This window comes from Parashewanella tropica (genome assembly GCF_004358445.1).
GTDB lineage: Bacteria > Pseudomonadota > Gammaproteobacteria > Enterobacterales > Shewanellaceae > Parashewanella > Parashewanella tropica.
Window position 1 is genome coordinate 3,356,691 of sequence record NZ_CP037951.1, and the last position, 23,679, is coordinate 3,380,369.

The window sequence follows — 23,679 nt, forward strand, 5'->3', positions numbered from 1 at the left end:
AATAATCAATATATTGGAATTTATTAACTATGCTGATACCTTACCAATCATTATTAAGCTTACCCACTGAAACGCTTGATAACTTGATAAAAGAGCACCTCTTTACTCAGGTTGAAGATGGCGGATTTGAAAACACTGGGGAACAGCAACTTAGTCAGGCTATCAGTCAATGCCGTCAGCAGTTAAAGCAAGGGCTACTGGTCGTTGAATATAGTGAGGATGACGAGACTTTTGCGATTCGTCACAAGGATCAAATACAAACAATAGGGTAATACTATGTCTGCAAAGCATCCTATCATTGCGGTTACGGGTTCGTCGGGAGCAGGAACGACCACCAGCACTGAGGCCTTTACTCAAATCTTCCGTCAGCTCAACATCAATGCCGCTTTTATTGAGGGAGACAGCTTTCATCGTTATACCCGAGCAGAAATGGAAATGATGATCCGTAAACTGCAGGATGAGAGTAAAAACATCAGCTACTTTGGCCCTGAAGCCAATGATTTTGCTCGTTTAGAACAGTGTTTTGCCCAGTACAGTTCGACGGGACAAGGAGAAACCCGAGACTATCTACACACCTTTGACGAAGCCGTTCCCTTTAACCAGATGCCCGGTACGTTCACTCCTTGGCGATCTTTACCTGATAACACCGATATGTTGTATTACGAAGGCCTACACGGTGGAGTCATTACCAAAGACGTAAACGTGGTAAAGCATGTTGATTTATTGATAGGCATGGTGCCGATTGTCAATCTAGAGTGGATCCAAAAAATCGTTAGAGACACCAATGATAGAGGTCACAGCCGTGAAAAAGTGATGGATTCTATTGTTCGTAGCATGGACGATTATGTTAATCATATTACCCCACAATTTTCCCGTACTCATATCAACTTCCAGCGTGTACCAACGGTAGATACGTCAAACCCATTTATCGCCAAGAACATTCCAAGCCTTGATGAGAGTTTTGTAGTCATTCACTTTTATGGCATGGAAGACACTGACTTCCCTTATTATTTACAAATGCTGCAAGGCTCATTTATGTCCAGAGCGGATACGATTGTGGTGCCGGGCGGGAAAATGTTATTAGCGATGGAAATCATTCTCACACCGCTAATTCAAAAGCTACTTGATAGAAGAAACCAGCTTATAAAGGATGAAAAGAAATAAAAATCTGTTTATTTCTCAATCGAAGACGTAAGGGCAGCCACCGAACTGGTTCACCTTTTCATCCCAACGGCGAACATCTTGCGCTCGTCGCCAGCGACGATGAAAAAACTCCATTAAGCAATTGCCTTTAGCCGTTTTAATTAGGATCTTATCGAACTCTTTAACCTTACTGTATTCAGGATAAGTGTCTGTCATTCCCCATGTCAGACCACCATTCTCTTTCGCGTACTTTAGCCAAAATGATTCGACACCTAACCACTTCTGGCTTGCTGAATCCCATATTTGCATCGTGCCATTAGACAGTTCTCTCACTTTGCCATTGTGCGGAGCTTCGTCAGCATTAGCAACAAAAGTTAGGCTCATTGATGCACTTAATAACAGTAATCCCAGCCATTTTTTCATACTATCCTCCTACTCGCTTTCAAGTTATGGAAGTTCAAGCACCTCACGATAAGGTTGCTTGTTTTGATATAAAGAAAGCCGCTTGATTAAACCGTCTAAATCTGTTTTTTCTTTCGTTTTTTGTAAATTGGCAATGGCTTGGCGCTGGTAATTCACCGCTTTATCAAACTCACCAGCTTCGGCGTATGCAGCCGCAAGGTTATCTAGCACGATAAAATCATTTGGGTAACGCTTGTATAACTCTAGCCCTAGTTTAATCGCTTGTTTAGCATTTCTCGCATTTTTGTCAGGGCACGTTGACCAAACCCATACGGCATTCGATTTTGCATTTTTATCTCCTGCTAATAAAAATTCATCAGCGGCTTTAGTACAGTTACGCTTGATACCATCTCCACCAACCGCATAAATAAAACCGAGTCGGAAATGAGTATAAGGACTTGAATTTTTGGAGTACCACTTTTGCGCTAAGCTCAAGTCCCGTTTAATAAACTTACCGTCAAAAGCTAAATCAGCTACGGTTTTTTGTGCTTTTTCATGACCATGATCAGCCGCCTTCTTCAGCCACTCAAAACCGGTGTTAACATCTTTAGGTAGATACTTACCCGATAACAACAATAAACCGTAGGCATATTCGGCATCTTTATTCCCTTGTGCGGCATTCAACTGGATCATGGCAACACGAGTCAGCACTCGCTCTTGCTCAGGCTGAGGAATAGGAAAAGCAAAAAGAGAAGTGGAAAATACTGCTGATAATAAAAAAGCAAAAAAACGCACGTATAAAATCCTTATATTTTAAGCAATAAAGAAAATAAGCCAGCAGGCATAATAAACTGATTGAAATGCATTTGGCTATAGGATGCCTAAGAAAACCGCAATGACTTCTGAAACGCCTACATTAGTGTTATATTAACAATTACTGCCAGTTTGATTTGTATGATAATTAAACTTCAAAATAGATGAAATTAACTTCTATATAACTTTCATATTCCATTCATTAACTTAGATAATTCAAACTGATTAAAAGCAGATCATTTGTTTAAATAGTTACTTTACAGAATACCTTTCTACAAAACAGCTCAACAATAATGATCTTTATCAAGGTTTTGTTCGAATTGATCGATTACATTAGAATGTAATTAATTTACAAAACTTTAATTTTCATCCGATAGAGGAAGTTAGCATGGCTCTAATTGGTAAACCAAAACCAGATCCAACCTTAGAATGGTTCTTGTCTCATTGTCATATTCACAAGTATCCAGCCAAAAGTACTCTGATCCACGCAGGTGAAACGTCTGACACCCTTTACTACATTGTTAAAGGAAGTGTGGCTGTGCTTATCAAAGATGAAGAAGGTAAAGAAATGATTTTATCTTACCTTAACCAAGGTGACTTTATCGGTGAATTGGGTTTATTTGAAGAACAAGCCGAGCGTACAGCTTGGGTTCGCGCCAAACAAGCATGTGAGATTGCTGAGATTTCATATAAGAAGTTCAAACAGCTGATCCAAGTCAACCCAGAAATCTTAATGAAGTTGGCTCAACAAATGGCTTATCGCCTACAAAGCACCAGCCAGAAAGTGGGCGATCTGGCCTTCTTGGATGTTGCAGGCCGTATTGCACAAACTCTGCTACATCTTGCTAAGCAACCTGATGCGATGACTCACCCTGACGGTATGCAAATCAAAATCACTCGACAAGAAATCGGACAGATTGTCGGTTGCTCTCGTGAAACCGTAGGCCGTATTTTAAAGATGCTTGAAGAACAAAGTCTTATCCAAGCTCATGGTAAAACTATCGTCGTTTACGGCACTCGCTAGTTACCATTTGTATTGAATAAAGGCCAGTTTATCTGGCCTTTTTAATACTCTTTTTCAAAATTCCACGAGAATTAAGCAAACCAGCAATCACCACAAGCATTAGACCTAAGCCATAGATTGGTAAAAATGGATCGTGAAATATCAAATACAGATAAAGGGTCGACAGCACCGGAGTAAAAAAGATAAAAGGAGCCAAAAATGAAGCTTCATTTCGCCTCAATGCCCACAACCACAAAAGATCGGAAAAACCATTCAATACCAACCCTGTAAATATCACCACAGGCCAATCATCAGATGATGGTAAAACGACTCCCCCACTTACTAGCATAGAAATAAATGAACACACGGTTGCGACACCAAAAAACACCACAAACATGCTACTGGGTTCTACGCTCATCTGCTTCATAAAGGTATTAAATAAAGCAAAACTGGCCGCACCAAGGACCACTGATACAAGGACCCAAGGTTGCTCTACAGAAAAGCCTGACAATGAACCTTTTGTGATCACCACAAATACCGCAATTGCGCCTAATATTGTCGCTAATACCTTTCTCCAATGAGCAGACTCTTTAAACAATACAATCGAAAATACAGACATCATCATCGGCCAAGTGTATTGGATGATCATAACTTGCATACCGTTTGCTTTGGCGTAGCCATTGAAGATCAGTAAGTAGTATAAATACCCTCCAAGGAAGCCTAATCCTATTACCTGATACCACTGTTTTTTACTGTAAAACTTTAACAGGCTTAAGGTTCCCTTGAAGTAACAAAATACCAACATGCCGATAGTCGATATCAAACTTACCCAAAAGAGAAATTGGAAACGATCTAAATGATATTGGCCAACACGCGACACCACGGCAACAAAGCCCCAAAGGCTAACGCACACTATTGCGGCAAGCATACTTTTTAGCTGTGAAGACATGGCATTTGTTCAGTTAGAGAGTTGTTAAATAATTTTACTAAATGTTGTTTAACTCACGCTGAATACTGGATGAATTTTTCATCACTTATCGTTTTAGATGGGTATGATATTTTTATTAACTGACTGGAGTAAATGATATGGCTTTTCTAAGAGATGTTGGAAACTTTATCCATTTTTATACCATGAAGTTCGGTGTGATCAGTCCCCATCGTGCAGCAGAATATGGTGACCAATATGCAGTACAGCAATACCTTAAACTAGGGTACCGCATTAACGCCATAAACAAAAAATATGATGAAACCATGCTAATGGTGGCCGCAGAACAAAATAACCCAACTCTTGTTCAATTCTTATTTAGATAACGGAGCGAATTTGGAAATTACAAATCGTCAGGGAAAAAAAGCAATAGATTTTTGCCAAAGAAATACTTCAGCTTGGAAGATATTAAAAAGATAAAGGCACCGATAAGTGCCTTTAAACAAAAATACCAGTTGTATGTTATTGGACAACTAACCTTTCACATTGGTACTTTCGAAAATCTTATCTGCTGAAGCCGCAACAAAGCCAGTATATAGCTCACCATCAGCTTTAGGATAACGAATCGCAAACTCGTAGAAACAGCTTGGGATTTCAACGGTCTTATCTGCAAACTCAAGCTGAATTTTATCGGCCATAGTTGAAGATTGCTCCAATAATACTTCTGGAGATCCTTTCACTTCACCACCAACACTGTTCAATTTGAAGCCATTGTCTTTCAGCGCTTGATTCACTTCAACGATGGTTTCGTAATCTGGTAAGTGATTAATCGAAACCGTAAAGTGATTAGCACGATAGCCAAATGCCGAAACCCATGCCGCATATTCACTTTCTTCCAGTAAACGAGCGTAAGTTGCAGAGTCAACTTTCCAGTGAGTACCAGAGTATAAGAAGTTTTCAGCCGTTGTTGCTACTTCATCCACTTGCTCAACCAAACCGTGAATGATGTCTTGAACTTCTTGGCTAAACTCTTCAACCAAAAGCTCAGAAATGAATACTTTTGGTTGAGTGGAATCTGGGTGTTCAAAGTGCTTCGCTTTTAATTTCTTTTGTTCAAAGTTGTAATCACCGCAAGGCACGTAACCTAACTCAAGTAAGTGCTTAGCTAATACGTCTAAGTTTACTTTGGCAATGTTAAAGGTACGGAAAGCGACATGATCATTAACAATGGCTTCGCCTTTGCCCAGTAGTTGCTGTACCTGCGCAGCAGAAGGCGTCATTTCTATATAGTCTTGCCATAGGGCATCGAATAGTGCATTTACATCAGTATGCATCAGTATATTCCTTATAAAAAAGGCAAGCTAACGGCTTGCCTGTTCCAACTTAGAGTTTTAGACCCGGACTTAACGCTGCCGGTAAGCTAACCGCGTCGGCTTCTACTGAAGCCACTGGGTAAGCGCAGTAATCAGCGGCATAAAATGCGCTGGCTCTGTGGTTACCTGAAGCACCAACACCACCAAATGGCGCCGCACCTGAAGCACCAGTGATTTGCTTATTCCAGTTTACAATACCTGCACGAATGCGAGCTAGGAAGTAGTCATAATCATCGCGGCTGTCAGCTAACAAGCCTGCTGATAATCCGTAACGGGTATTGTTCGCAAGCTCAATTGCTTGATCGAAATCTTGGTAACGCACTACCTGTAATAGCGGACCAAAGTATTCTTCATCTGGTAGCTCAGCAATCGCCGTTACATCAATAAGTCCCGGAGAAACTAGTCCAGTCCCCGCTTCCATGTGCGTTAGCTCAACTAATGACTTACCGCCTAAGGCAACTAAGTCAGCCTGAGCCTTAACCATGCCTTTAGCCGCAACTTCTGAAATCATTGATGCCATGAATGGTTGTGGCTGAGCATTCCAAGGGGCTACATGGATTTGCTTAACCGCAGCAACTAAGTCTTCGATGAGCTTGTCACCGGCTTCGCCTTGTTGAACGTATAGACGACGTGCACAAGTACAACGTTGACCTGCTGAGATATAAGCCGATTGTAAGATTTCGTGAACCGCCGCTTTAGTATCTTCAACGTCTTTAACGATTAATGGGTTATTTCCGCCCATTTCTAACGCTAAGATCTTGCCAGGATCACCCGCAAACTGTTCATGTAAAATATGACCCGTGCGTGAAGAACCCGTAAAGAACAAACCATCAAGTTGTGGATGAGAAGCTAGCGCTTTACCGGTTTCGACTTCACCTTGAACGAGGTTAATCACGCCAGCAGGTAAACCTGCTTTTTCCCAAAGCTGAAGCATTAACTCAGCTACTTTAGGAGTTAACTCAGATGGCTTAAATACTACAGTGTTACCGGCAATCAGTGCAGGAACAATGTGACCATTTGGCAAGTGACCTGGGAAGTTATACGGGCCAAAAACCGCAACAACACCGTGAGGCTTGTGACGAAGTACTGCACGACCTGCTGGCATCTCATTTTCAGAAGTACCAGTACGCTTGTGATAAGCCGATACCGATAGTCCGATTTTACCAATCATAGCACCCGCTTCAGTCGCAGTTTCCCACTGAGGCTTACCCGTTTCTTGAGCAATGGTTTCAGCCATTAACTCTTTGTTGGCTTCAAGCTGAGCTTTGTACGCTTCGATAATTTCAATACGCTTATCGAAACCTAACATGAACCAATCAAACTGAGCCTTACGCGCTGTCATTACAGCTGTGTCTACTTGCTCAGGTGTCGCACTAACGCCATTCCAAATGCTTTCTTGGTTGGCTGGGTTGGTTGAGGTCATGTCATGACCTGCGCCAGTAACCCACTGGCCATTAATAAACTGTGTCATTTTATAATCTCTACATTGAAAGAAGGCGAACGCTATCACCTTCTCCTACCATCAAGGCTTCAGCTAATTCAGGCGTGAGCGTGACTTCATCGCTAGCATCTACGTTTGCTAGACTGGCTTGAATCGCTCTAAAGTCTTCAAGCTTAGTGTTAGCAATAATGTGCTTGCTGCCATTTTCAGGTAATGTTTGGGCAATCTTTACGGTAAACAGTTGGCTATCACGAACACCACGAATGTTTTCTAAATTACACTCAACCGTTGGACCACCATCAAAAATATCGACATAGCCACGACAAGAGAAACCTTCACCTTCAAGCAATTTAAGTGCAGGAAGCGTGCTGCTATGAACTTCTTTTATCACTGAACGGGCTTCTTCAGACAATAGGCAAGTATAAATCGGGCTTCTTGGCATCATTTCCGCCATAAAACCTTTTTGCCCCAAACCAGAAAGATAATCCGCTTTTATAAAGTCGATACCTAGGAAGAACTTTTGCAACCAGGCATAAAATGGTGACTCGCCTTTATCATCAGATACACCGCGCATTTCAGCAATAACAGGGCTACCAAAACGCTCTTTGTTATCTGCTAAGAATAAAAAGCGGCAACGAGACAATAAGCGACCATTATTATCTTTACGATAATTTTCGCGTAAGAAAAGGCTACATAACTCAGCAGCGCCTGTGTAATCGTGGCACAGGGTTAAGGTTTCAACCTCATTGCGAACACCGATCTGCTCAGAGTGATAAACCTCTGTACCCAAACGGTAATGATAAAAGGCATCAACAAGGCCTACAGCCGCTTCAATACCTGTTGTACCGACGATTTCACCCGTTTCGGTGTCCTCTAGTACCAAAAAATACACTTCATCATGTGGCTTATCGACATTCTTTTTGAATGACGTTTCCGCACGGGCAATTTTCTGCCTGAGTAGTTCTTCGTTTACGGGAAGAGAAGTGAATCCGTGACCAGACTCAATCGCAATTTGCATTAGCGCATCAAGATCGGTGCTGCGGATAGGACGAATGACTAACATGGTTTCAAATTCCTTAACATAACGAAACAGGCACCGAGTGGTGCCTGAATAGGGTTGCTTAGCCAGCAACAACTTTCGCTATTGCACGCTCGTAACGTGCTAGACCTTCAACAATGTCAGCCTCTGGTATCACAAGAGAAGGCGTGAAACGTACTACATTAGCACCAGCCACTAAGCTCATTACGCCTTCTTCCATAGCCGCTACTAAGAATTCTTTAGCACGACCTTCGTATTTGCTGTTAAGCACGCCGCCAATCAACAAACCTTTACCACGTACTTCACTAAATACATCGTATTTAGCGTTGATTTGTTCTAAGCCATCACGGAACATTTGCTCACGTTGCTTAACGCCATCTAGGGTTGCTTTGTTGTTTACGGTTTCTAGAACAGCATTACCGATAGCACACGCTAATGGGTTACCACCGTAGGTTGAACCGTGAGTACCAATTTTAAGGTGCTTAGCGATTTCAGTAGTGGTTAGCATTGCTGCGATAGGGAAACCACCACCGAGTGCTTTCGCTGAAGTTAGAATATCTGGCACAATCTCAGTGCTCATGTAAGCAAATAGCTCACCAGTACGACCCACACCAGTCTGAACTTCATCAAAGATCACTAATGCATTGTGCTTATCAGCTAGACGACGAACAGCCGCTAGGAACTCTGGATCAGCATCGATGATACCGCCTTCACCTTGAAGTGGCTCAAGCATGATCGCACAGGTTTTATCAGAAATTTCTTTCTCTAGTGCTTCGATGTCATTAAATGGAAGGTGAGTGATTGCTTGAGGCTTAGGGCCAAAGCCATCAGAGTATGCTGCTTGACCACCAACACTTACGGTAAAGAAGGTACGACCGTGGAAAGCGCGCTCAAACGCGATGATTTGATCTTTGTCTTCACCGTGCTTTTCTAACGCGTAACGACGAGCTAATTTTAGTGCAGCTTCGTTGGCTTCGGCACCTGAGTTTGCAAAGTAAACTTTCTCTGCAAAAGTCGAATCAGTTAAACGAGTCGCTAACTCAAGTGCAGGCTCGTTGGTCATCACGTTTGCTAGATGCCAAAGCTTTTCGCCTTGAGTTTTTAAGGCATTAACTAGAGCTGGGTGAGCGTGACCTAAACAGTTCACCGCAATACCGCCAGCAAAATCGATAAATTCTTTACCTTCTTGATCCCATACTCGGCTACCTTCGCCACGAACAGGAATTACTTTTGAAGGTGCATAGTTAGGCACCATTACATTATCAAATTGCTCACGAGTAAGGTTAAAGTTACTGCTCATACAGTCCATCCTTTATTGGAATAAAGTGGCATTGTTAGGCCACTAGGATTGAGTCGATATTGGTTTATCGGACTTTTTATACCCCTTATTATGCGATATTTTGTGATCTAAATACCAGTTTTCACGATAAGTTTATTCACTACAAATTCAATATTTGCATAAAAAACACAAAAAAAACCGCCAAAACCAACTACAAAATGAATATTTAAGAATAAGTATTCACGCAAAATATTATCATATATTGCAGAGCGTTTTTAATCATAAACAATCATTATTTATGATTAAAACTCCATAAGTGAGGACTGAACAAAGTAATAAATTTGCTTTCTGGCTTGCTTAGCTTCGGGCAGCATTTCAAACAATGGGTAGACGTGAGGCATATCCTTACCAAACCAAGCTTCAACTTTACCTCCAGCTTGCTCAATTTTCGCCGCTAAAGTTTCAGAGTCTTGTAACATCAACTCTCGTGTACCAGCGAAAATAAGCATCGCTGGCATATCAGCCCAATCTCCTAGTAAAGGCGATATCCTAGGTGTCATAGGATTTTGGCCATTTAAGTATGCACCTCGAAGTCTCAATAGCGACTCGAAAGTAAACAAGGGATCATCTACCAATAAGGTTTTTTCGGCATCTCCTAATAATGCTACGTCCAATGCAGGCGAATACAACACACAGCCTTTTGGCATTGGCAGTTGCAGCCGCTTGATGTCTTGTAATAAAGCCGCCGCTAAATTTCCTCCGGCAGAATCTCCCATTAAGATGATCGGACTATTGGGATGAAGCGCAATGACTTTTTGATACGCCTCAAGCACATCATTAATGGCGGCAGGAAAAGGGTGTTCAGGCGCGAGGCGATAGTCAGGAATATAAGCATCGAGATGACAATGCCGCATAATATCGCCAATAAACTTAGCATGAGAATTTGGCGTCTTAAAACAAAATCCACCACCACGGATATAAAATAACTTGGCGTGGCTTCGGCTAGGATGATCATCATGCTGCATATGATACTTAAGCAAATTACTGTCGCTTAACTCAATACGGTCACAGCTTATGTCTTCTTGCACGGGTTGCCAGCGTTGGTCGAGTCGCAGCATTCGATTTCGGATCTCAGCGATGGGCAGCTTACTTCTTCCACGACTGAAAGAAGGCTTCGCTACATACGATAAGATCATATTTAACACCGATGCTTGCCAACTGGACATACTTGCCCCTTTTGTTGATGGTTAGAAACCTCAATATGTTGAAATGATTGTATTAGAAAAAAGAGGCAAATAATAACGATGAAAGGAAAACTTAAGAAAATTTAATCAATTAGCAGCAGCCGCTAAAACAATTCTTGCTTATGATAATTTTGGCTACGAAGTATCGACAACTCCTCCGTAGAGATCTCGTAATAATCAAACATCAAACGTTTATCTTTAGGCTTGAGCATTAGCTGTTCTTGTAACAACAGTAGTTTTGCAAACGCAATTGACTTAGTGGCTATCGCAGCAGGTAATCTCATCTCACTGTAACTGAGTTCCTGATCCATCTCGCTGAGATACTGAAATAAAGAACTGTTATCCATATTCAGCTCTTTTAATATTTGCCAGTTTAATTGTGAACCGTATTTAAGAACATTTGAACACACACTTTCTTTAGGCAATGACGTTGCTAATATCGCATCATATACCACTTTATCTCTGTCTTGCTGAGCCTGCCTTAACCAATCACCACGTATCGTTTCATACACTTGTGCACATTGACCAACAACTGTCGCCGCGCCCATAAAGTGCCCAAGAGAAATGCTAAAGATTAAACATGCATCTTGTTTATGATGTTTTGCTAACGCTTTTGCTGCAATTGAGGCTACGTTTGCAAAACGCCAAATCTTTCGAGTAATAAAACTGGTTGAGCTATGTTGTCTAGGTAGCCAATAGCGCATGCAATAATATGGTATCAGCAGTCTAACTTGCTCTAAACCTATGTAGTTGAGTACTAACTTAAGATCTCGCACGTGAACATCAGAACCTTGGCCTCTAAAGTGTCGAAACGATGGGCTATTCACTAAGTTCACTAAATCATTTTTAAGCCAAACGATATTTTCAATTGAGGTTCGTAATTGGTTTAAATTGAGCTTTTTGTTTTGAAGTTCGCTCAATAATTTCCATTGGGATTCAGTGATCTTTGAGTCTTTTAATAAGCTCTTGGTATCAGAAAACCGATGAGACATTGCATCAGTTACTGTTGACACCAACTGATTTGAAATAGCCAGAAAGACTTGTTGCTGTTGCTGCTGTTTAGACAGCCTACTTCTAACTGCTTGTTGCTCAATTTCTAATTTATGAGCATCTATAAGCTGTTCATCCTGCTCATTATCATCAAGCTCGACTTTTTGTGGCTTACCTACAATTAACTGATGAAAAAATCGATGCTCAATATCAACAATTTCCCCAGGCTTTAAGCCCCCTGCAACAGAAATCAACAGCTAGTGTCCTTAATTGAAATATAGGCGCCAAATTTTACATTAATTATTTTGAGTAAATAAACTTAAATTGCGTTTTAATTTAAAAAGGTTGTTTTGTATGAGGGGTAAATGGGTTTCTGGTGAAACTTGAAAAACTTTGATACTGCTTATTAAAGCACTTCCGATACTTCGTATCCGTCAGCTAAAGTCGTGGTATTGCATACCACACCGCCCAATGGGAAATTCTACAGCAAATCTCCCTTTGGAATCCCTCATGCCGCCCCACGAAGCTAAGCGTTTCGGTTAGAATTGAATAAATGCCTAACGCCTCTGATGGTACATCCATGTACCTCAGAGCCTAGCCCGATATCCATATCGGGCTCACGCCATTTCTATATTCAATTCTCACCTCAACAGCTTCAAGGGGACTAAGATTATCTCTTCGATTTAAGGGTTATTAGAAAAACAGACAATTCCAACTTATTAATGGACAATTTCTTGTCAGAAAACAACCTAATTCCTAATAATAAAGTACGTATCCACTAAAGTGGGGCAACTACATTTTCCGATTGAATACCTTGTTAACATTCTACCATGCGATTGCGCCATTCCCATATTGACCCGAAGCCATCTTTATCACTTCAAAATCATACATACCATATTTGTACTTTTTATTTATTCTTAAAACAAAGTTCGATGCAATGCTTAATTTCTTGTTTGCTACATCAGGTTTTATTGCGAAATTTCTTGCACTTTCCAAAGCAACGCTTGGGTATACAATAGCATCAATAAATTCATTTTTTTCCAAAAGAATTTTTGAAAGGACTCTTGAATGTAAATAATTACTGTTTTTTGCATTTGGGTCTTTAAGAATGCTGGATAAAAAAGCATCTGCAAACACAAAACTTTTAGCAACTTCATGCGTCATTTCATTTAAAACTCGATTAATTTGCTCACTTGTAGCATCTGATATTAACCCCGTTCCCCAACGTTGTACTTGTGTTATTTCACCAACAATACCACATCGAAGTTTTTGTTCTTGATTTTGTCGATATGCGATCATGTGTATGTAGTCATTTACTTCAGCACCAATTTCTTCCAGAACAGAGAATTGGTTTGGTGAAACATAAAGCATCGGTGAGTTTGGCTCATTTAACCTTCCTGCACTTACTAGGTGTTTAGGTGGACAGCCTAATTCAGAAATATTCTTGAAACCACTTTCATGGTCGCATTTTCTTGCCCGCCAATAAGTACGGTCATAAGATAATTCATAATTAACAAGATCATAGAAATCCAACACATGACGAAGGCTATTTTCGACATACGTTGGATCTGAACTTTCCAAAATATTGGAAGAAATTTGATCAATGTAATTTAGGCTTAATACTTGTTGATTCATATGATTTGAATGCAAACATTTTAATACTGCGAACTCTCATATACCCAGTCATTACTCAAGGTTAGTGGTGATAGCAACATTATGTTTTTAATAAAAAATTATGCTACCGTAAATATTGAATTCAAGAAAGTGATATTAGCGAAACACGACCTAAAATCACTGGTTGAAGTTAATATTCTAAGAAACTTTGAGATATAAATAAGTTATAGCTATTTCAAATACTCTTGCAGGCTACGATGGCTCCCTTTCGAAGCTGTTGAGGAGATTATTGGATATAAAATGACGTGGGCGAGACATGGATGTCGAGCCAAGCTCTGGGGTACAGGATGTACCATCAGAGCTGTTAGTCATTTATTCAATAATCACCGAAACGTTTAGCTTCGTCAGGGCGGCACGGGGAGTTGTTAGAGGGGATTTGCTGGAGAATCCCCTATGACACGGGTGTGGGTGGTAAACCCACGACTTTAGCTGCCTGATACGCAGTATCAGAAAGTGCATTTCAGCAATTTGATATGCAATATCAAGACTTAACCAAATTTTCCTAGAAAATCACTAAATTACAGGCATAAAAAAGAGGCTTTAAAAGCCTCTTTCTTATCAAGATTATAATCTTTAAGTCGAAATTAACGACGTAGACCTAGTTTCTTGATTAGTGCGTTGTAACGCTCAGCGTCAGTCTTCTTCAGGTAAGCAGTTAGCTTGCGACGAGTAGCAACCATACGTAGTAGACCACGACGAGAGTGGTGATCGTGGATGTGCTGCTTGAAGTGACCTTGTAGGTGGTTGATTTGAGCAGTAAGTAGTGCTACTTGAACTTCAGTAGAACCAGTGTCGTTTTCACCGCGGCCGAATTCAGCTACGATTTTTGCTTTTGCTTCTGCACTTAGTGACATGAAACTTCTCCAAAAATAATAAATTAATAAACTTGAACCGATCACTAATCCAGTCCAAGGGTTGCGGATTTTACAGGTATTTTGTTTGTTCCGCAATGTTTAAATTCGATGGAATTCAAGGAGCAATAGTACACACGACAACAGAAACGTACGTCCATGTACTCACGACCGTTACATCCTGTAACGGACGGTTGTCTTACTGTACTATTGCTCCATCAGTGTTATCCGATTACTCACCACCAAACAAATACTAAGGGCGTCATATTAAGGTTGTAAAACTACCAAACGTTTTGGTTGCAACTTGCCATCTTTGCCCATTTCACCAATACCGACAAAGAACTTGTTTTCGTCTTCACCAATATTAATTCGGAACAGTTGATCGGGCTTTAAGCCAGCGACTTGTACCGCTTGACCACGCATCACATATTCAAGCATCGCCAGTGGCACGTTGACCTCTGGATAGCGTGCAACGGCAGTGTCCATTGGTAACAGCAGCTTATCTAGAGCTTCGAATTTATCTGTGCCCTCTTCTTCCGCTTTATCTGCAATGGCTTGGATTTCTTCTATCGTAACAATACGCTCATAAGGGTAATCCGCTACATGAGTTCGACGCAGCATGATCACATGGGCGCCACAACCTAAAAGCTCACCTAAATCATCGGTGATGGTACGAATGTAAGTGCCTTTAGAGCAATGAATGTCCAAGGTCAGTTCATCGCCTTCAAGGGAGATAAACTTAAGATCGTACACAGTAATTTTCCGCGCTTCACGCGGGACGGTTTTACCTTCACGCGCATATTTGTATAACGGCTGACCTTGATACTTAAGCGCAGAGAACATCGAAGGTACTTGCTCGATATCACCACGGAAGGTATCTAGCGCATCCATCAATTGCTGCTCAGTAAAATCGACAGGACGAGTCTGTACAACTTCACCGTCTGAATCACTGGTATCAGTTCGAACACCTAGTTTAGCGGTGACCAAATAACGCTTATCGGAATCTAATAAGTGCTGAGAGAACTTAGTCGCTTCACCTAGGCAAACAGGCAACATGCCAGTCGCTAATGGATCAAGCGCACCAGTGTGCCCTGCTTTTTGGGCATTGAACAAGCGTTTTACCCGTTGTAGGGCATGATTCGAGCTCATACCCGTGGCTTTATCAAGTAATACAATGCCATTAACTGCACGACCTTTTGAACGACGAGCCATTACTGCTCGTCCTCAGGTCTATCCGCTTCTGCCGCTCTTTTCTTATCTTTCGTCACGACTTCGGTGACTAAGTTCGACATACGCATACCTTCAACCAATGAGCTATCGTATTCGAATTTAAGCTCAGGCATGACACGCAGCTTCATACGACCTGCAATTAAGGTACGAACGTAAGGCGCAGCACCTTGTAGCGCTTCCAGCTTTTGCTTAATTTGCTCTTGGTCTTCATCAAAGAAAGTCACAAACACACGTGCGAAGCTTAAATCTCTCGATACTTCTACGTCATTTACGGTGACAAAACCGACACGTGGATCTTTGATCTCACGTTGCAGTACCATCGCCAATTCTTGTTGGAGCTGTTGTCCGATACGGCGAGTACGACTGAATTCTTTAGCCATGATTATTTCCAACTAAAACTTAATGTGTGAATCGCTAAAATTATCAAGGACTACAATGGGAGTAATAGTGCGATAAGACAACCGTCCGTTACAGGATGTAACGGTCGTGAGTACATGGATGTACGCTTCTGTTGGCGTTCGCACTATTGCTCTTGTTCTTCAGAGCAATAGTTCACACATCTGAGTTATAAACTAAAAGGGCGGCTAATGCCGCCCTTTCTTATTTGATATTAAAGTGTTCTTTTCACTTCGACGGTTTCGAATACTTCGATTTGGTCGCCCACTTTAACGTCGTTGTAGTTCTTAACGCCGATACCACATTCCATGCCGTTACGAACTTCTTGTACGTCGTCTTTAAAGCGACGTAGTGACTCAAGTTCACCTTCGTAAATTACTACGTTTTCACGAAGTACACGGATTGGAGCGCTACGCTTCACGATGCCTTCAGTAACCATACAACCTGCAATTGCACCAAGTTTAGGTGACTTAAACACATCACGTACTTCAGCAAGACCGATGATTTCTTGTTTGAACTCAGGCGCAAGCATACCGCTCATCGCTGCTTTCACTTCATCAATCAAGTTATAAATAACACTGTAGTAACGTAGGTCAACGCTTTCGGCTTCGATAGTCTTACGCGCCTGTGCATCAGCACGAACGTTAAAGCCAACCATAATCGCGTTAGACGCTGCGGCTAGAGTTGCATCAGTCTCAGTAAGAGCACCTACACCACGACCGATGATGTTCACTTTCACTTCATCAGTAGATAGCTTAGTTAGCGAGTCTGCAATCGCTTCTAGAGAGCCTTGTACGTCTGCTTTTAGGATGATGTTAAGTTCAGAAACTTCACCTTCAGCCATGTTAGCAAACATGTTTTCAAGCTTGGCTTTTTGCTGACGAGCTAGCTTAACGTCACGGAACTTACCTTGACGGTAAAGTGCTACTTCACGTGCTTTACGCTCATCTTTAACAACTGTCGCTTCGTCACCTGCTTGAGGTACGCCAGAAAGACCTAAAATCTCTACTGGGATAGATGGACCCGCTTCAGTGATTGCTTTACCGTTCTCATCTTTCATCGCACGGATCTTACCGTACTCAAGACCACATAGAACGATATCACCTTGCTTCAAGGTACCTTCTTGTACTAGAACAGTTGCTACTGGACCACGACCTTTATCAAGCTTAGATTCAATAACCACACCTGCAGCCATACCTTCACGTACTGCTGTTAGCTCAAGAACCTCTGATTGAAGTAGGATGCCTTCAAGTAGCTCATCAATACCTGTACCAGCTTTAGCCGATACATGTACGAACATGTGCTCACCACCCCAATCTTCTGGCACTACGCCGTGTTGAGATAGCTCGTTCTTAACGCGATCTGGATCAGCTTCAGGCTTATCAATCTTGTTCACAGCTATGATCAGCGGTACATCGGCTGCTTTCGCGTGTTGAATTGCTTCGATGGTTTGTGGCATTACACCGTCATCAGCCGCAACAACAAGTACTACGATATCGGTTGCTTTCGCACCACGAGCACGCATAGAGGTAAACGCGGCGTGACCTGGAGTATCTAGGAAAGTGATCATACCGTTGTCAGTTTCAACGTGGTATGCACCGATGTGCTGAGTAATACCGCCCGCTTCACCTGACGCTACTTTCGCACGACGAATGTAGTCAAGTAGAGACGTTTTACCGTGGTCAACGTGACCCATGATGGTAACAACTGGCGCACGAGGCTCAACTGCTTGCTCTTCACCACGATCAGCAAGTACTTGATGTTCTAGCTCGTTTTCACGAGTAAGAATTACTTTGTGACCCATTTCCTCTGCTACTAGCTGTGCAGTTTCTTGGTCAAGTACTTGGTTGATGGTAACCATTGAGCCCATCTTCATCATTTGTTTGATGATTTCAGTCGCTTTAATCGCCATCTTCTGTGCAAGCTCTGCTACAGAAATGGTTTCACCAATCTTAACGTCACGCGTTACCGCTGCTGCAGGCTTGTTGAAGCCATGTGCCATAGATTCTGGTGCTGCCGCTGCTCCGCGCTTATTATTACGTCTGTCGTTACGGTTATCACGCTTGTTACCGCCTTTCGCTTTCTTGTTGCGACGACGACCACGACGTTCTTCTTCCATATCAGACTTATCTTCAGCAGCACGGGCTACTTGAGAAGTCGTAATATGGTGATCTGATTTGCTTTCAGCTTCTTTACGCTTGCGCTCTTCTTCTTCCCAACGCTTAGCATTTTCTTCAGCAAGCTTACGCGCTTTTTCAGCAGCTTGAGCTTCTTCTTCAAGTTGCTTTTTACGAGCCGCTTCTTCTTGTGCGGCTTGTAGACGCTCTTCTTCTTTTCTAGCTTCTTCAGCTTCTTTAGGATCGATCTTAGGTTCCTCAGCGGCTTTTGCTTCTGCTGCCGCTTTAGCTTTTGCTTCTTTCTCAGCTTTCGCTTTGGCATCAGCTTCAGCTTTTGCCTTAGCGGCTTCATCTGCTTTCGCTTTGGCTTCTGCGTCAGCTTTCGCCTTGGCTTCAGCTTCTGCCTTAGCTTGTGCTTCTGCTTCCGCTTTTGCTTTGGCTTCTTCTTCCGCTTGTTTTGCTAATTCAGCAGGATCACGTTTAACGAAAGTACGCTTTTTGCGAACTTCAACTTGGACGTCTTTTGACTTACCCGTGCTGCCAGATACGCTTAGCGTTGATTTTTGCTTACGTTGTAGCGTCATAGTCTGTGGTTTTTCATCACCACCATGTTGCTTTTTCAAATGCTCCAGTAACTGAGCTTTTTCGTCTTCAGTTACTTTGTCTTTTTTCGATTTTTTCATACCAGCCTGTGCGAATTGTTCGATCAGACGATCAACATTTTTATCACTACGCACTTCTGCGGCTAGTTTTTCTACTGTAGTTTCTGCCATCAGTTATACTCCCCCTGTTGATCGACTTATGCTTCTTCATCGCCAAACCAACAGATGTTACGGGCAGCCATGATCAGCTCACCAGCTCGTTCTTCTGTTAATTCTTCAATTTCGATCAAATCATCTACGCCTTGTTCGGCTAAATCTTCTAACGTCACTACGCCTTTACTTGCTAGAACAAAGGCTAGGTGTCTTTCTAATCCTTCTAGTGCTAACAAGTCTTCACTTGGCTCGGCACCATCTAAGGCTTCTTCTGAGGCTAGTGCTAGAGTGGCAATCGCTGATTTAGCGCGCTCACGCAGTGCCTCGACGATATCTTCGTCTAATCCATCAATTTCAAGTAATTCTGAAACTGGAACGTAGGCGACTTCTTCCAATGAAGTAAAGCCTTCTTCTGCTAGTAACTGAGCAAAGTCTTCGTCAATATCCAAAGAGCTTACAAACAGATCAACGATTTTAGCGCTTTCTGCTTGATGCTTCTCTGTCATGTCAGCTACTGTCATTACGTTTAATTCCCAACCAGTAAGTTGAGTCGCTAAACGTACGTTTTGTCCATTACGGCCAATCGCTTGAGCTAAGCTGCTTTCTTCAACGGCAATGTCCATTGAGTGGTTGTCTTCATCAACAACGATTGAAGCAACATCCGCTGGCGCCATGGCATTGATTACGTATTGTGCTGGGTTATCATCCCATAACACTACGTCGATACGCTCACCGTTTAGTTCATCAGTTACGGCCGACACACGTGCACCACGCATACCTACGCAAGCACCGATTGGGTCGATACGCTTGTCGTTCGACTTAACTGCGATTTTAGCGCGAGAACCTGGATCACGAGCCGCGCTCACAATCTCAATCATTTCGTCTTGAATTTCTGGTACTTCGACACGGAATAGCTCAATCAGCATGTCAGGCTTAGTACGAGTCAAGAATAACTGCGCGCCACGAGCTTCTGGGCGAACCGAGTAAAGCAACGAACGAACGCGATCACCTGGGCGGAACGTTTCACGACCAATGATGTCATCTTTAAACAATACGCCGTCAGCGTTGTTGCCTAAATCAATCACTACTGTGTCACGGTTGCTCTTTTTAACCAAGCCAGTGATTAACTCGCCTTCTTTATCGGCGAACTGCTCAACCACTTGTGCACGCTCAGCTTCACGTACTTTTTGTACAATGACCTGTTTTGCGGTTTGGGTGGTAATGCGGTCGAATTTAATCGAGTCAATTTGCTCTTCAACGTAGTCACCTACTTGAAGTTCAGCATCATCAAATTGTGCCGCTTCCAAGGTAATTTCACGGAATGGGTTTTCCAGTAATTCACCTTCTTCAGGTTGAACGACCATCCAACGACGGAAAGTATCGTATTCACCTGTTTTGCGATCAATCGCAACACGAACGTCGATATCACCTTCGTATTTTTTCTTGGTTGCTGTTGCTAGTGCAAACTCTAGCGCTTCAAAAATCTTCTCACGAGGAACCGCTTTCTCATTCGAAACCGCCTCCGCAACAAGTAGAATCTCTTTATTCATCGTCTTGCCTCGTTCACCTTGAAACCATCAAAACTTCGCTATTAAATTGCCTTTACGGATATTATCCAAAGCAATTAGCGTGTCATTGCCATCAACATCAAGCGAAAGCATTTGTCCTTCTACTTTTGTTACGGCGCCTTTCAATTTACGACTGCCATTAACTGGCATGTTCAGTAATAATTTTACTTCTTCACCAAGGTATGCAGCGTATTGCTCTGCACTAAACAGTGGTCTGTCTACCCCAGGTGAAGATACCTCTAAGGTATATTCGTTGCTAATGGGATCTTCTACATCCATTACAGCACTGATCTGACGGCTGGCTTCCACGCAGTCATCAATTGATACACCGTTGTCACTGTCGATATAAACACGAACGGTGGAATGTTTACCTGCCTGAACATAATCGATGCCCCACAAGCGATATCCCAACGCTTCAACCGGAGCAGTGAGCATGTCTGCCAGTTTGGATTCTAATCTCGCCAAAACGACCCCCAGAAAAACAAAAAAAGGGCTGAACAGCCCCATTGCACCTTTACTCTGAGTAAAGTATTTTGCAGAGTCCATATAACAAAAAACCCCGTAAGATACGAGGTCTAATACAATGAACCTGTGACACTATTATGAATGCTTACGTCATCCAAAATAGGGAGCTGGTTGCGGGGGCCGGATTTGAACCGACGACCTTCGGGTTATGAGCCCGACGAGCTACCAAGCTGCTCCACCCCGCGTCAACTGCGGCAAGTATAGTGATTCTCAACTTTACTTGCAATAACTAAGTTGAATTTGTTCGTAATTCAATTCAGTTATTTATCATTCAAAATTAAATTATGTTTATTTTAACTTCAAATGAAAATTGGTGCCGAAGGCGGGACTTGAACCCGCACGTCCATAGGACACCACCCCCTCAAGATGGCGTGTCTACCAATTCCACCACTTCGGCAAATTTGTTATTAGTCTGGGATCTTGTCCGACTTATCGTCTTTCTTCACTGGCTCAGCTGGAACTTGAGTCGCTGCTGGAGCAGAAAGATTATTCCAAGATTCGTCTTGCTTAGTGTGGTTGGCACTCATACGACCAATCGTCAAACTTAAAGCAAAGAAACCAATCGCTAAAATCGCGGTTGCGCGAGTTAAGGCATTACCCGCGCCACTTGAACCAAATAAGGTTCCTGATGCGCCAGCGCCAAAAGATGCACCCATATCGGCACCTTTACCTTGTTGGATTAAAATCAATCCAATTAAGGCAATGGCTACTAATAAATAAACAACTAATAATACTTCGTACATTATGAACTCATCGCTATGCTACAAAGGCTCAAAAATTCGGTAGAGTTCAAACTTGCCCCGCCAATCAACCCACCGTCGACATCAGGCTGGGAAAATAAATCTGCGGCGTTACTTGGGGTAACACTACCACCGTATAAAATTCTTATCTTTTCACCAATAAACGGTGAAACTTCTGACAGGCGACTGCGAATGAACGCGTGAACTTCTTGCGCCTGCTCTGGCGTTGCACTTTTGCCAGTTCCTACTGCCCATAATGGCTCGTAGGCAATGATTGCATTATCGAAAGCTAATGTGCCGTTTTTCTCGATCACTACGTCTAGCTCTTCTGCAATCACTTCAAAGGTACGTCTTGCTTCACGTGCAGGGCCTGATTCGCCAACACACAAGATTGGAGTCAATCCAGCTTTTTGAGCGGCTGCAAACTTATCTGCAACAATCGCACTGGTTTCACCATACATACGACGACGTTCAGAGTGACCAACAATTACATACTGACAGCCGGCATCATTCAACATTTTAGCCGACACTTCACCCGTGTACGCACCAAAGTCATGCTGACTGACGTTTTGAGCTCCCATTCTAACCAAAGCACCATTTAACTGCGCTTTGTTAGCTTCAAGTTGCTGCCTTACGCTTTCAATGTAAATGCTTGGTGGACATAAAACCACTTCTGCTGAATCATTTTCTAGCTTCGCGGTAAACTTTTTGAAGAGTTCCTTTGCTAGCTCAGCGCTACCATTCATCTTCCAGTTTCCGGCGATCATAGGACGTCTCAGTGCCATTATCGTCTCCTTTAAAGCGGGCTGAATAATAACGAACACATGAATAACTTACAATACCCGCTTATGGATTTTTTATCTAGAGCAGTGGGATTGCATAGTTTTTAAACTTTATTTAAATTAAGCCATTAAACTTTATTTGTCTTTAACCCGTAATAAGTTACCTTAGTGATTGGATCTGAATAGGAACTATCATGCTTAAACTTCGTTCAACCATCATGGCATTTTTGCCAGCTTTATCTCTTGCATTAATGAGTTTTTCTAGCCAAGCCACTGACTTAAAAGTTGGTGATATGGCACCCAATTTTATTCTTCAAGCCACCAATGGAAAGTTTTATCAATTAAGTGATTACAAAGGCAAACAAGCTGTTGCTTTAGCTTGGTACCCAAAAGCCAACACTTATGGTTGTACCATCGAGTGTAAATCATTAACAGAAGATGGACATTTGATCCGTGAGTACAACGTCAGCTATATGATGGCCAGCGTTGATGAATTATTGGATAACAAAAAATTTGCCGAAGAACAAAAAGCCGATTTTCCTATGCTTAGCGATCCAACTAAAAAAGCAGCTAAGGCTTATGATGTACTCAATTGGATGGGCGTAGCTAGCCGTGTGACATTTGTGATTGGCAAAGATGGAAAAATTTTATACATCAATGAAAAGGTAAAGCCTGCAACTGCGGCACAAGATATTGCGAATACCTTGAAAAAACTGGGTATTGAAAAAGCTAAATAGTCACACAACCAATTTCAGAAAAGGTTCCCTTGCTTCTTTCTGAGGTTTAGGGAACCTTGTCTTAAGTAAACTCACGTCCCTTTAGTTTATATCTGACACAGCCCCTTTTTTACATTCAAAAATAGCTTGATACTGCTTTTGCCAAGCGCCATCTCTGAATACTTGCTTAGTCGTATATACTCTCGAAGTACGGTCAAACCTCAGCATTAGCGCATCAATAGAGCGATGTAACTCCATATTGTCTTCATACCAATATTGGGTACGATTTGTCGATAAGTATTCCGTCTCTTCCTCTTGATTATCAGAGAGAATCGCAAACCCCTCACTTCGGTAAAAACCAAGTTGATCTACGGTACTTGGATCATCCACCTCTTGATACTTTGTGTTTGTTTTACAATCGTGTAAATCAACTAACCAGCCATTCATATTTGTAGGTAGAAACTCAGAGATTGATTTTTTTTCAGTGGCCAACGCTTGAGTTACAACCAGCAAACATGATCCCAAAATCAATGTTTTAACTTTAAAACTGCACATAATCACCTCAAACATACATTTGCAATTTAAGGGCTAAGTGGAAAGTTTAATCAAGCGAGTTTTTGCAAGATAATACTAAAAGGAAATATAGTATGACCGCACAGCTAGTCTCGACTAG

24 protein-coding genes and 2 tRNA genes are annotated in these 23,679 nt (G+C 42.1%); 5 read left to right on the forward strand and 21 right to left on the reverse strand.

The window, feature by feature from the left end; translation table 11 throughout:
• The first annotated feature begins 29 nt into the window (after positions 1 to 29).
• Both E2H97_RS14805 and E2H97_RS14810 read left to right on the forward strand, forming a co-directional pair.
• Positions 30 to 272 (forward strand): YheU family protein, encoded by a 243-nt coding sequence (locus E2H97_RS14805; RefSeq protein WP_133407849.1) that lies wholly within the window; start codon positions 30 to 32, stop codon positions 270 to 272.
• A 4-nt stretch (positions 273 to 276) separates the two neighbouring features.
• A complete protein-coding gene (locus E2H97_RS14810; RefSeq protein ID WP_133407850.1) occupies positions 277 to 1,164 on the forward strand; it encodes a phosphoribulokinase in 888 nt (295 codons plus the stop codon).
• Positions 1,165 to 1,179: 15 nt separating this feature from the next.
• Here E2H97_RS14810 and E2H97_RS14815 read toward each other — a convergent pair whose 3' ends face one another.
• Complete coding sequence (locus E2H97_RS14815; RefSeq protein WP_133407851.1) at positions 1,180 to 1,566, reverse strand: hypothetical protein; 387 nt, start codon at positions 1,564 to 1,566, stop codon at positions 1,180 to 1,182.
• A gap of 24 nt (positions 1,567 to 1,590) precedes the next feature.
• Positions 1,591 to 2,340, reverse strand: a complete 750-nt coding sequence (locus E2H97_RS14820; protein ID WP_133407852.1) for a tetratricopeptide repeat protein — start codon at positions 2,338 to 2,340, stop codon at positions 1,591 to 1,593.
• 406 nt (positions 2,341 to 2,746) lie between these two features.
• On the opposite strand from E2H97_RS14820, the gene crp reads away from it, so the two are divergent.
• Positions 2,747 to 3,382 carry a cAMP-activated global transcriptional regulator CRP gene (crp, locus tag E2H97_RS14825; RefSeq protein WP_133407853.1) on the forward strand — a complete coding sequence of 212 codons (636 nt, stop codon included), beginning with the start codon at positions 2,747 to 2,749 and terminating at the stop codon, positions 3,380 to 3,382.
• Between the two features lie 28 nt (positions 3,383 to 3,410).
• Here crp and E2H97_RS14830 read toward each other — a convergent pair whose 3' ends face one another.
• Complete coding sequence (locus E2H97_RS14830; protein WP_133407854.1) at positions 3,411 to 4,310, reverse strand: DMT family transporter; 900 nt, start codon at positions 4,308 to 4,310, stop codon at positions 3,411 to 3,413.
• A 137-nt stretch (positions 4,311 to 4,447) separates the two neighbouring features.
• On the opposite strand from E2H97_RS14830, the gene E2H97_RS14835 reads away from it, so the two are divergent.
• Positions 4,448 to 4,672 carry an ankyrin repeat domain-containing protein gene (locus E2H97_RS14835; RefSeq protein WP_133407855.1) on the forward strand — a complete coding sequence of 75 codons (225 nt, stop codon included), beginning with the start codon at positions 4,448 to 4,450 and terminating at the stop codon, positions 4,670 to 4,672.
• Positions 4,673 to 4,819: 147 nt separating this feature from the next.
• Here E2H97_RS14835 and E2H97_RS14840 read toward each other — a convergent pair whose 3' ends face one another.
• The 17 genes from E2H97_RS14840 to tpiA all read right to left on the reverse strand — a co-directional run bounded on the left by E2H97_RS14840 (position 4,820) and on the right by tpiA (position 22,293).
• Complete coding sequence (locus E2H97_RS14840) at positions 4,820 to 5,620, reverse strand: DUF1338 domain-containing protein (RefSeq protein ID WP_133407856.1); 801 nt, start codon at positions 5,618 to 5,620, stop codon at positions 4,820 to 4,822.
• A 49-nt stretch (positions 5,621 to 5,669) separates the two neighbouring features.
• Positions 5,670 to 7,130: a succinylglutamate-semialdehyde dehydrogenase gene (astD, locus tag E2H97_RS14845; protein WP_133407857.1), complete on the reverse strand. Its 1,461-nt coding sequence runs from the start codon at positions 7,128 to 7,130 to the stop codon at positions 5,670 to 5,672.
• 10 nt (positions 7,131 to 7,140) lie between these two features.
• Positions 7,141 to 8,163, reverse strand: a complete 1,023-nt coding sequence (gene astA / locus E2H97_RS14850) for an arginine N-succinyltransferase (protein WP_133407858.1) — start codon at positions 8,161 to 8,163, stop codon at positions 7,141 to 7,143.
• A gap of 58 nt (positions 8,164 to 8,221) precedes the next feature.
• Complete coding sequence (locus tag E2H97_RS14855) at positions 8,222 to 9,439, reverse strand: aspartate aminotransferase family protein (RefSeq protein ID WP_133407859.1); 1,218 nt, start codon at positions 9,437 to 9,439, stop codon at positions 8,222 to 8,224.
• A gap of 281 nt (positions 9,440 to 9,720) precedes the next feature.
• Positions 9,721 to 10,644 carry an alpha/beta hydrolase gene (locus E2H97_RS14860; protein WP_133407860.1) on the reverse strand — a complete coding sequence of 308 codons (924 nt, stop codon included), beginning with the start codon at positions 10,642 to 10,644 and terminating at the stop codon, positions 9,721 to 9,723.
• A 122-nt stretch (positions 10,645 to 10,766) separates the two neighbouring features.
• Complete coding sequence (locus E2H97_RS14865) at positions 10,767 to 11,906, reverse strand: HDOD domain-containing protein (protein WP_133407861.1); 1,140 nt, start codon at positions 11,904 to 11,906, stop codon at positions 10,767 to 10,769.
• A 571-nt stretch (positions 11,907 to 12,477) separates the two neighbouring features.
• The gene (locus tag E2H97_RS14870; protein ID WP_133407862.1) at positions 12,478 to 13,287 is read right to left on the reverse strand and encodes an RES domain-containing protein; all 810 of its coding nucleotides are present in this window, start codon (positions 13,285 to 13,287) and stop codon (positions 12,478 to 12,480) included.
• A gap of 623 nt (positions 13,288 to 13,910) precedes the next feature.
• Entirely contained in the window at positions 13,911 to 14,180 is a 270-nt protein-coding gene (gene rpsO / locus E2H97_RS14875) for a 30S ribosomal protein S15 (RefSeq protein ID WP_133407863.1), read from the reverse strand.
• 264 nt (positions 14,181 to 14,444) lie between these two features.
• On the reverse strand, positions 14,445 to 15,389 hold the full coding sequence (gene truB / locus E2H97_RS14880) for a tRNA pseudouridine(55) synthase TruB (RefSeq protein WP_133407864.1): 945 nt from the start codon (positions 15,387 to 15,389) through the stop codon (positions 14,445 to 14,447).
• Positions 15,389 to 15,787: a 30S ribosome-binding factor RbfA gene (rbfA, locus tag E2H97_RS14885; RefSeq protein ID WP_133407865.1), complete on the reverse strand. Its 399-nt coding sequence runs from the start codon at positions 15,785 to 15,787 to the stop codon at positions 15,389 to 15,391. Before rbfA ends, truB begins: the two co-directional genes overlap by 1 nt.
• Positions 15,788 to 16,017: 230 nt before the next feature.
• On the reverse strand, positions 16,018 to 18,693 hold the full coding sequence (gene infB, locus E2H97_RS14890) for a translation initiation factor IF-2 (protein WP_133407866.1): 2,676 nt from the start codon (positions 18,691 to 18,693) through the stop codon (positions 16,018 to 16,020).
• A 26-nt stretch (positions 18,694 to 18,719) separates the two neighbouring features.
• A complete protein-coding gene (gene nusA, locus E2H97_RS14895; RefSeq protein ID WP_133407867.1) occupies positions 18,720 to 20,225 on the reverse strand; it encodes a transcription termination factor NusA in 1,506 nt (501 codons plus the stop codon).
• A 27-nt stretch (positions 20,226 to 20,252) separates the two neighbouring features.
• Positions 20,253 to 20,708 (reverse strand): ribosome maturation factor RimP, encoded by a 456-nt coding sequence (gene rimP / locus E2H97_RS14900; RefSeq protein ID WP_133408664.1) that lies wholly within the window; start codon positions 20,706 to 20,708, stop codon positions 20,253 to 20,255.
• Between the two features lie 168 nt (positions 20,709 to 20,876).
• Positions 20,877 to 20,953: transfer RNA gene (locus E2H97_RS14905), tRNA-Met, on the reverse strand.
• A gap of 126 nt (positions 20,954 to 21,079) precedes the next feature.
• Positions 21,080 to 21,165: transfer RNA gene (locus E2H97_RS14910), tRNA-Leu, on the reverse strand.
• Between the two features lie 10 nt (positions 21,166 to 21,175).
• The gene (gene secG / locus E2H97_RS14915) at positions 21,176 to 21,511 is read right to left on the reverse strand and encodes a preprotein translocase subunit SecG (RefSeq protein ID WP_133407868.1); all 336 of its coding nucleotides are present in this window, start codon (positions 21,509 to 21,511) and stop codon (positions 21,176 to 21,178) included.
• On the reverse strand, positions 21,511 to 22,293 hold the full coding sequence (tpiA, locus tag E2H97_RS14920; protein WP_133407869.1) for a triose-phosphate isomerase: 783 nt from the start codon (positions 22,291 to 22,293) through the stop codon (positions 21,511 to 21,513). The genes secG and tpiA overlap by 1 nt, the downstream gene beginning before the upstream one ends.
• A 215-nt stretch (positions 22,294 to 22,508) precedes the next feature.
• On the opposite strand from tpiA, the gene E2H97_RS14925 reads away from it, so the two are divergent.
• Complete coding sequence (locus tag E2H97_RS14925) at positions 22,509 to 23,027, forward strand: peroxiredoxin family protein (protein ID WP_133408665.1); 519 nt, start codon at positions 22,509 to 22,511, stop codon at positions 23,025 to 23,027.
• Positions 23,028 to 23,108: 81 nt separating this feature from the next.
• On the opposite strand, the gene E2H97_RS14930 is transcribed toward E2H97_RS14925, so the two are convergent.
• Positions 23,109 to 23,561 (reverse strand): hypothetical protein, encoded by a 453-nt coding sequence (locus tag E2H97_RS14930; protein WP_148669341.1) that lies wholly within the window; start codon positions 23,559 to 23,561, stop codon positions 23,109 to 23,111.
• Positions 23,562 to 23,679: the final 118 nt, after the last annotated feature.

What these genes read in the sequence shown, in the direction of transcription:
- crp (WP_133407853.1), top strand. Translation starts at nt 2,747, where the DNA reads ATGGCTCTAATTGGTAAACCAAAACCAGATCCAACCTTAGAATGGTTC.
- E2H97_RS14860 (WP_133407860.1), bottom strand. Translation starts at nt 10,644, where the DNA reads ATGTCCAGTTGGCAAGCATCGGTGTTAAATATGATCTTATCGTATGTA.
- E2H97_RS14830 (WP_133407854.1), bottom strand. Translation starts at nt 4,310, where the DNA reads ATGTCTTCACAGCTAAAAAGTATGCTTGCCGCAATAGTGTGCGTTAGC.
- E2H97_RS14835 (WP_133407855.1), top strand. Translation starts at nt 4,448, where the DNA reads ATGGCTTTTCTAAGAGATGTTGGAAACTTTATCCATTTTTATACCATG.
- infB (WP_133407866.1), bottom strand. Translation starts at nt 18,693, where the DNA reads ATGGCAGAAACTACAGTAGAAAAACTAGCCGCAGAAGTGCGTAGTGAT.
- truB (WP_133407864.1), bottom strand. Translation starts at nt 15,389, where the DNA reads ATGGCTCGTCGTTCAAAAGGTCGTGCAGTTAATGGCATTGTATTACTT.
- E2H97_RS14870 (WP_133407862.1), bottom strand. Translation starts at nt 13,287, where the DNA reads ATGAATCAACAAGTATTAAGCCTAAATTACATTGATCAAATTTCTTCC.
- E2H97_RS14855 (WP_133407859.1), bottom strand. Translation starts at nt 9,439, where the DNA reads ATGAGCAGTAACTTTAACCTTACTCGTGAGCAATTTGATAATGTAATG.
- E2H97_RS14840 (WP_133407856.1), bottom strand. Translation starts at nt 5,620, where the DNA reads ATGCATACTGATGTAAATGCACTATTCGATGCCCTATGGCAAGACTAT.
- rbfA (WP_133407865.1), bottom strand. Translation starts at nt 15,787, where the DNA reads ATGGCTAAAGAATTCAGTCGTACTCGCCGTATCGGACAACAGCTCCAA.
- E2H97_RS14925 (WP_133408665.1), top strand. Translation starts at nt 22,509, where the DNA reads ATGGCATTTTTGCCAGCTTTATCTCTTGCATTAATGAGTTTTTCTAGC.
- tpiA (WP_133407869.1), bottom strand. Translation starts at nt 22,293, where the DNA reads ATGGCACTGAGACGTCCTATGATCGCCGGAAACTGGAAGATGAATGGT.
- secG (WP_133407868.1), bottom strand. Translation starts at nt 21,511, where the DNA reads ATGTACGAAGTATTATTAGTTGTTTATTTATTAGTAGCCATTGCCTTA.
- astD (WP_133407857.1), bottom strand. Translation starts at nt 7,130, where the DNA reads ATGACACAGTTTATTAATGGCCAGTGGGTTACTGGCGCAGGTCATGAC.
- nusA (WP_133407867.1), bottom strand. Translation starts at nt 20,225, where the DNA reads ATGAATAAAGAGATTCTACTTGTTGCGGAGGCGGTTTCGAATGAGAAA.
- E2H97_RS14930 (WP_148669341.1), bottom strand. Translation starts at nt 23,561, where the DNA reads ATGTGCAGTTTTAAAGTTAAAACATTGATTTTGGGATCATGTTTGCTG.
- astA (WP_133407858.1), bottom strand. Translation starts at nt 8,163, where the DNA reads ATGTTAGTCATTCGTCCTATCCGCAGCACCGATCTTGATGCGCTAATG.
- E2H97_RS14810 (WP_133407850.1), top strand. Translation starts at nt 277, where the DNA reads ATGTCTGCAAAGCATCCTATCATTGCGGTTACGGGTTCGTCGGGAGCA.
- rpsO (WP_133407863.1), bottom strand. Translation starts at nt 14,180, where the DNA reads ATGTCACTAAGTGCAGAAGCAAAAGCAAAAATCGTAGCTGAATTCGGC.
- E2H97_RS14815 (WP_133407851.1), bottom strand. Translation starts at nt 1,566, where the DNA reads ATGAAAAAATGGCTGGGATTACTGTTATTAAGTGCATCAATGAGCCTA.
- E2H97_RS14805 (WP_133407849.1), top strand. Translation starts at nt 30, where the DNA reads ATGCTGATACCTTACCAATCATTATTAAGCTTACCCACTGAAACGCTT.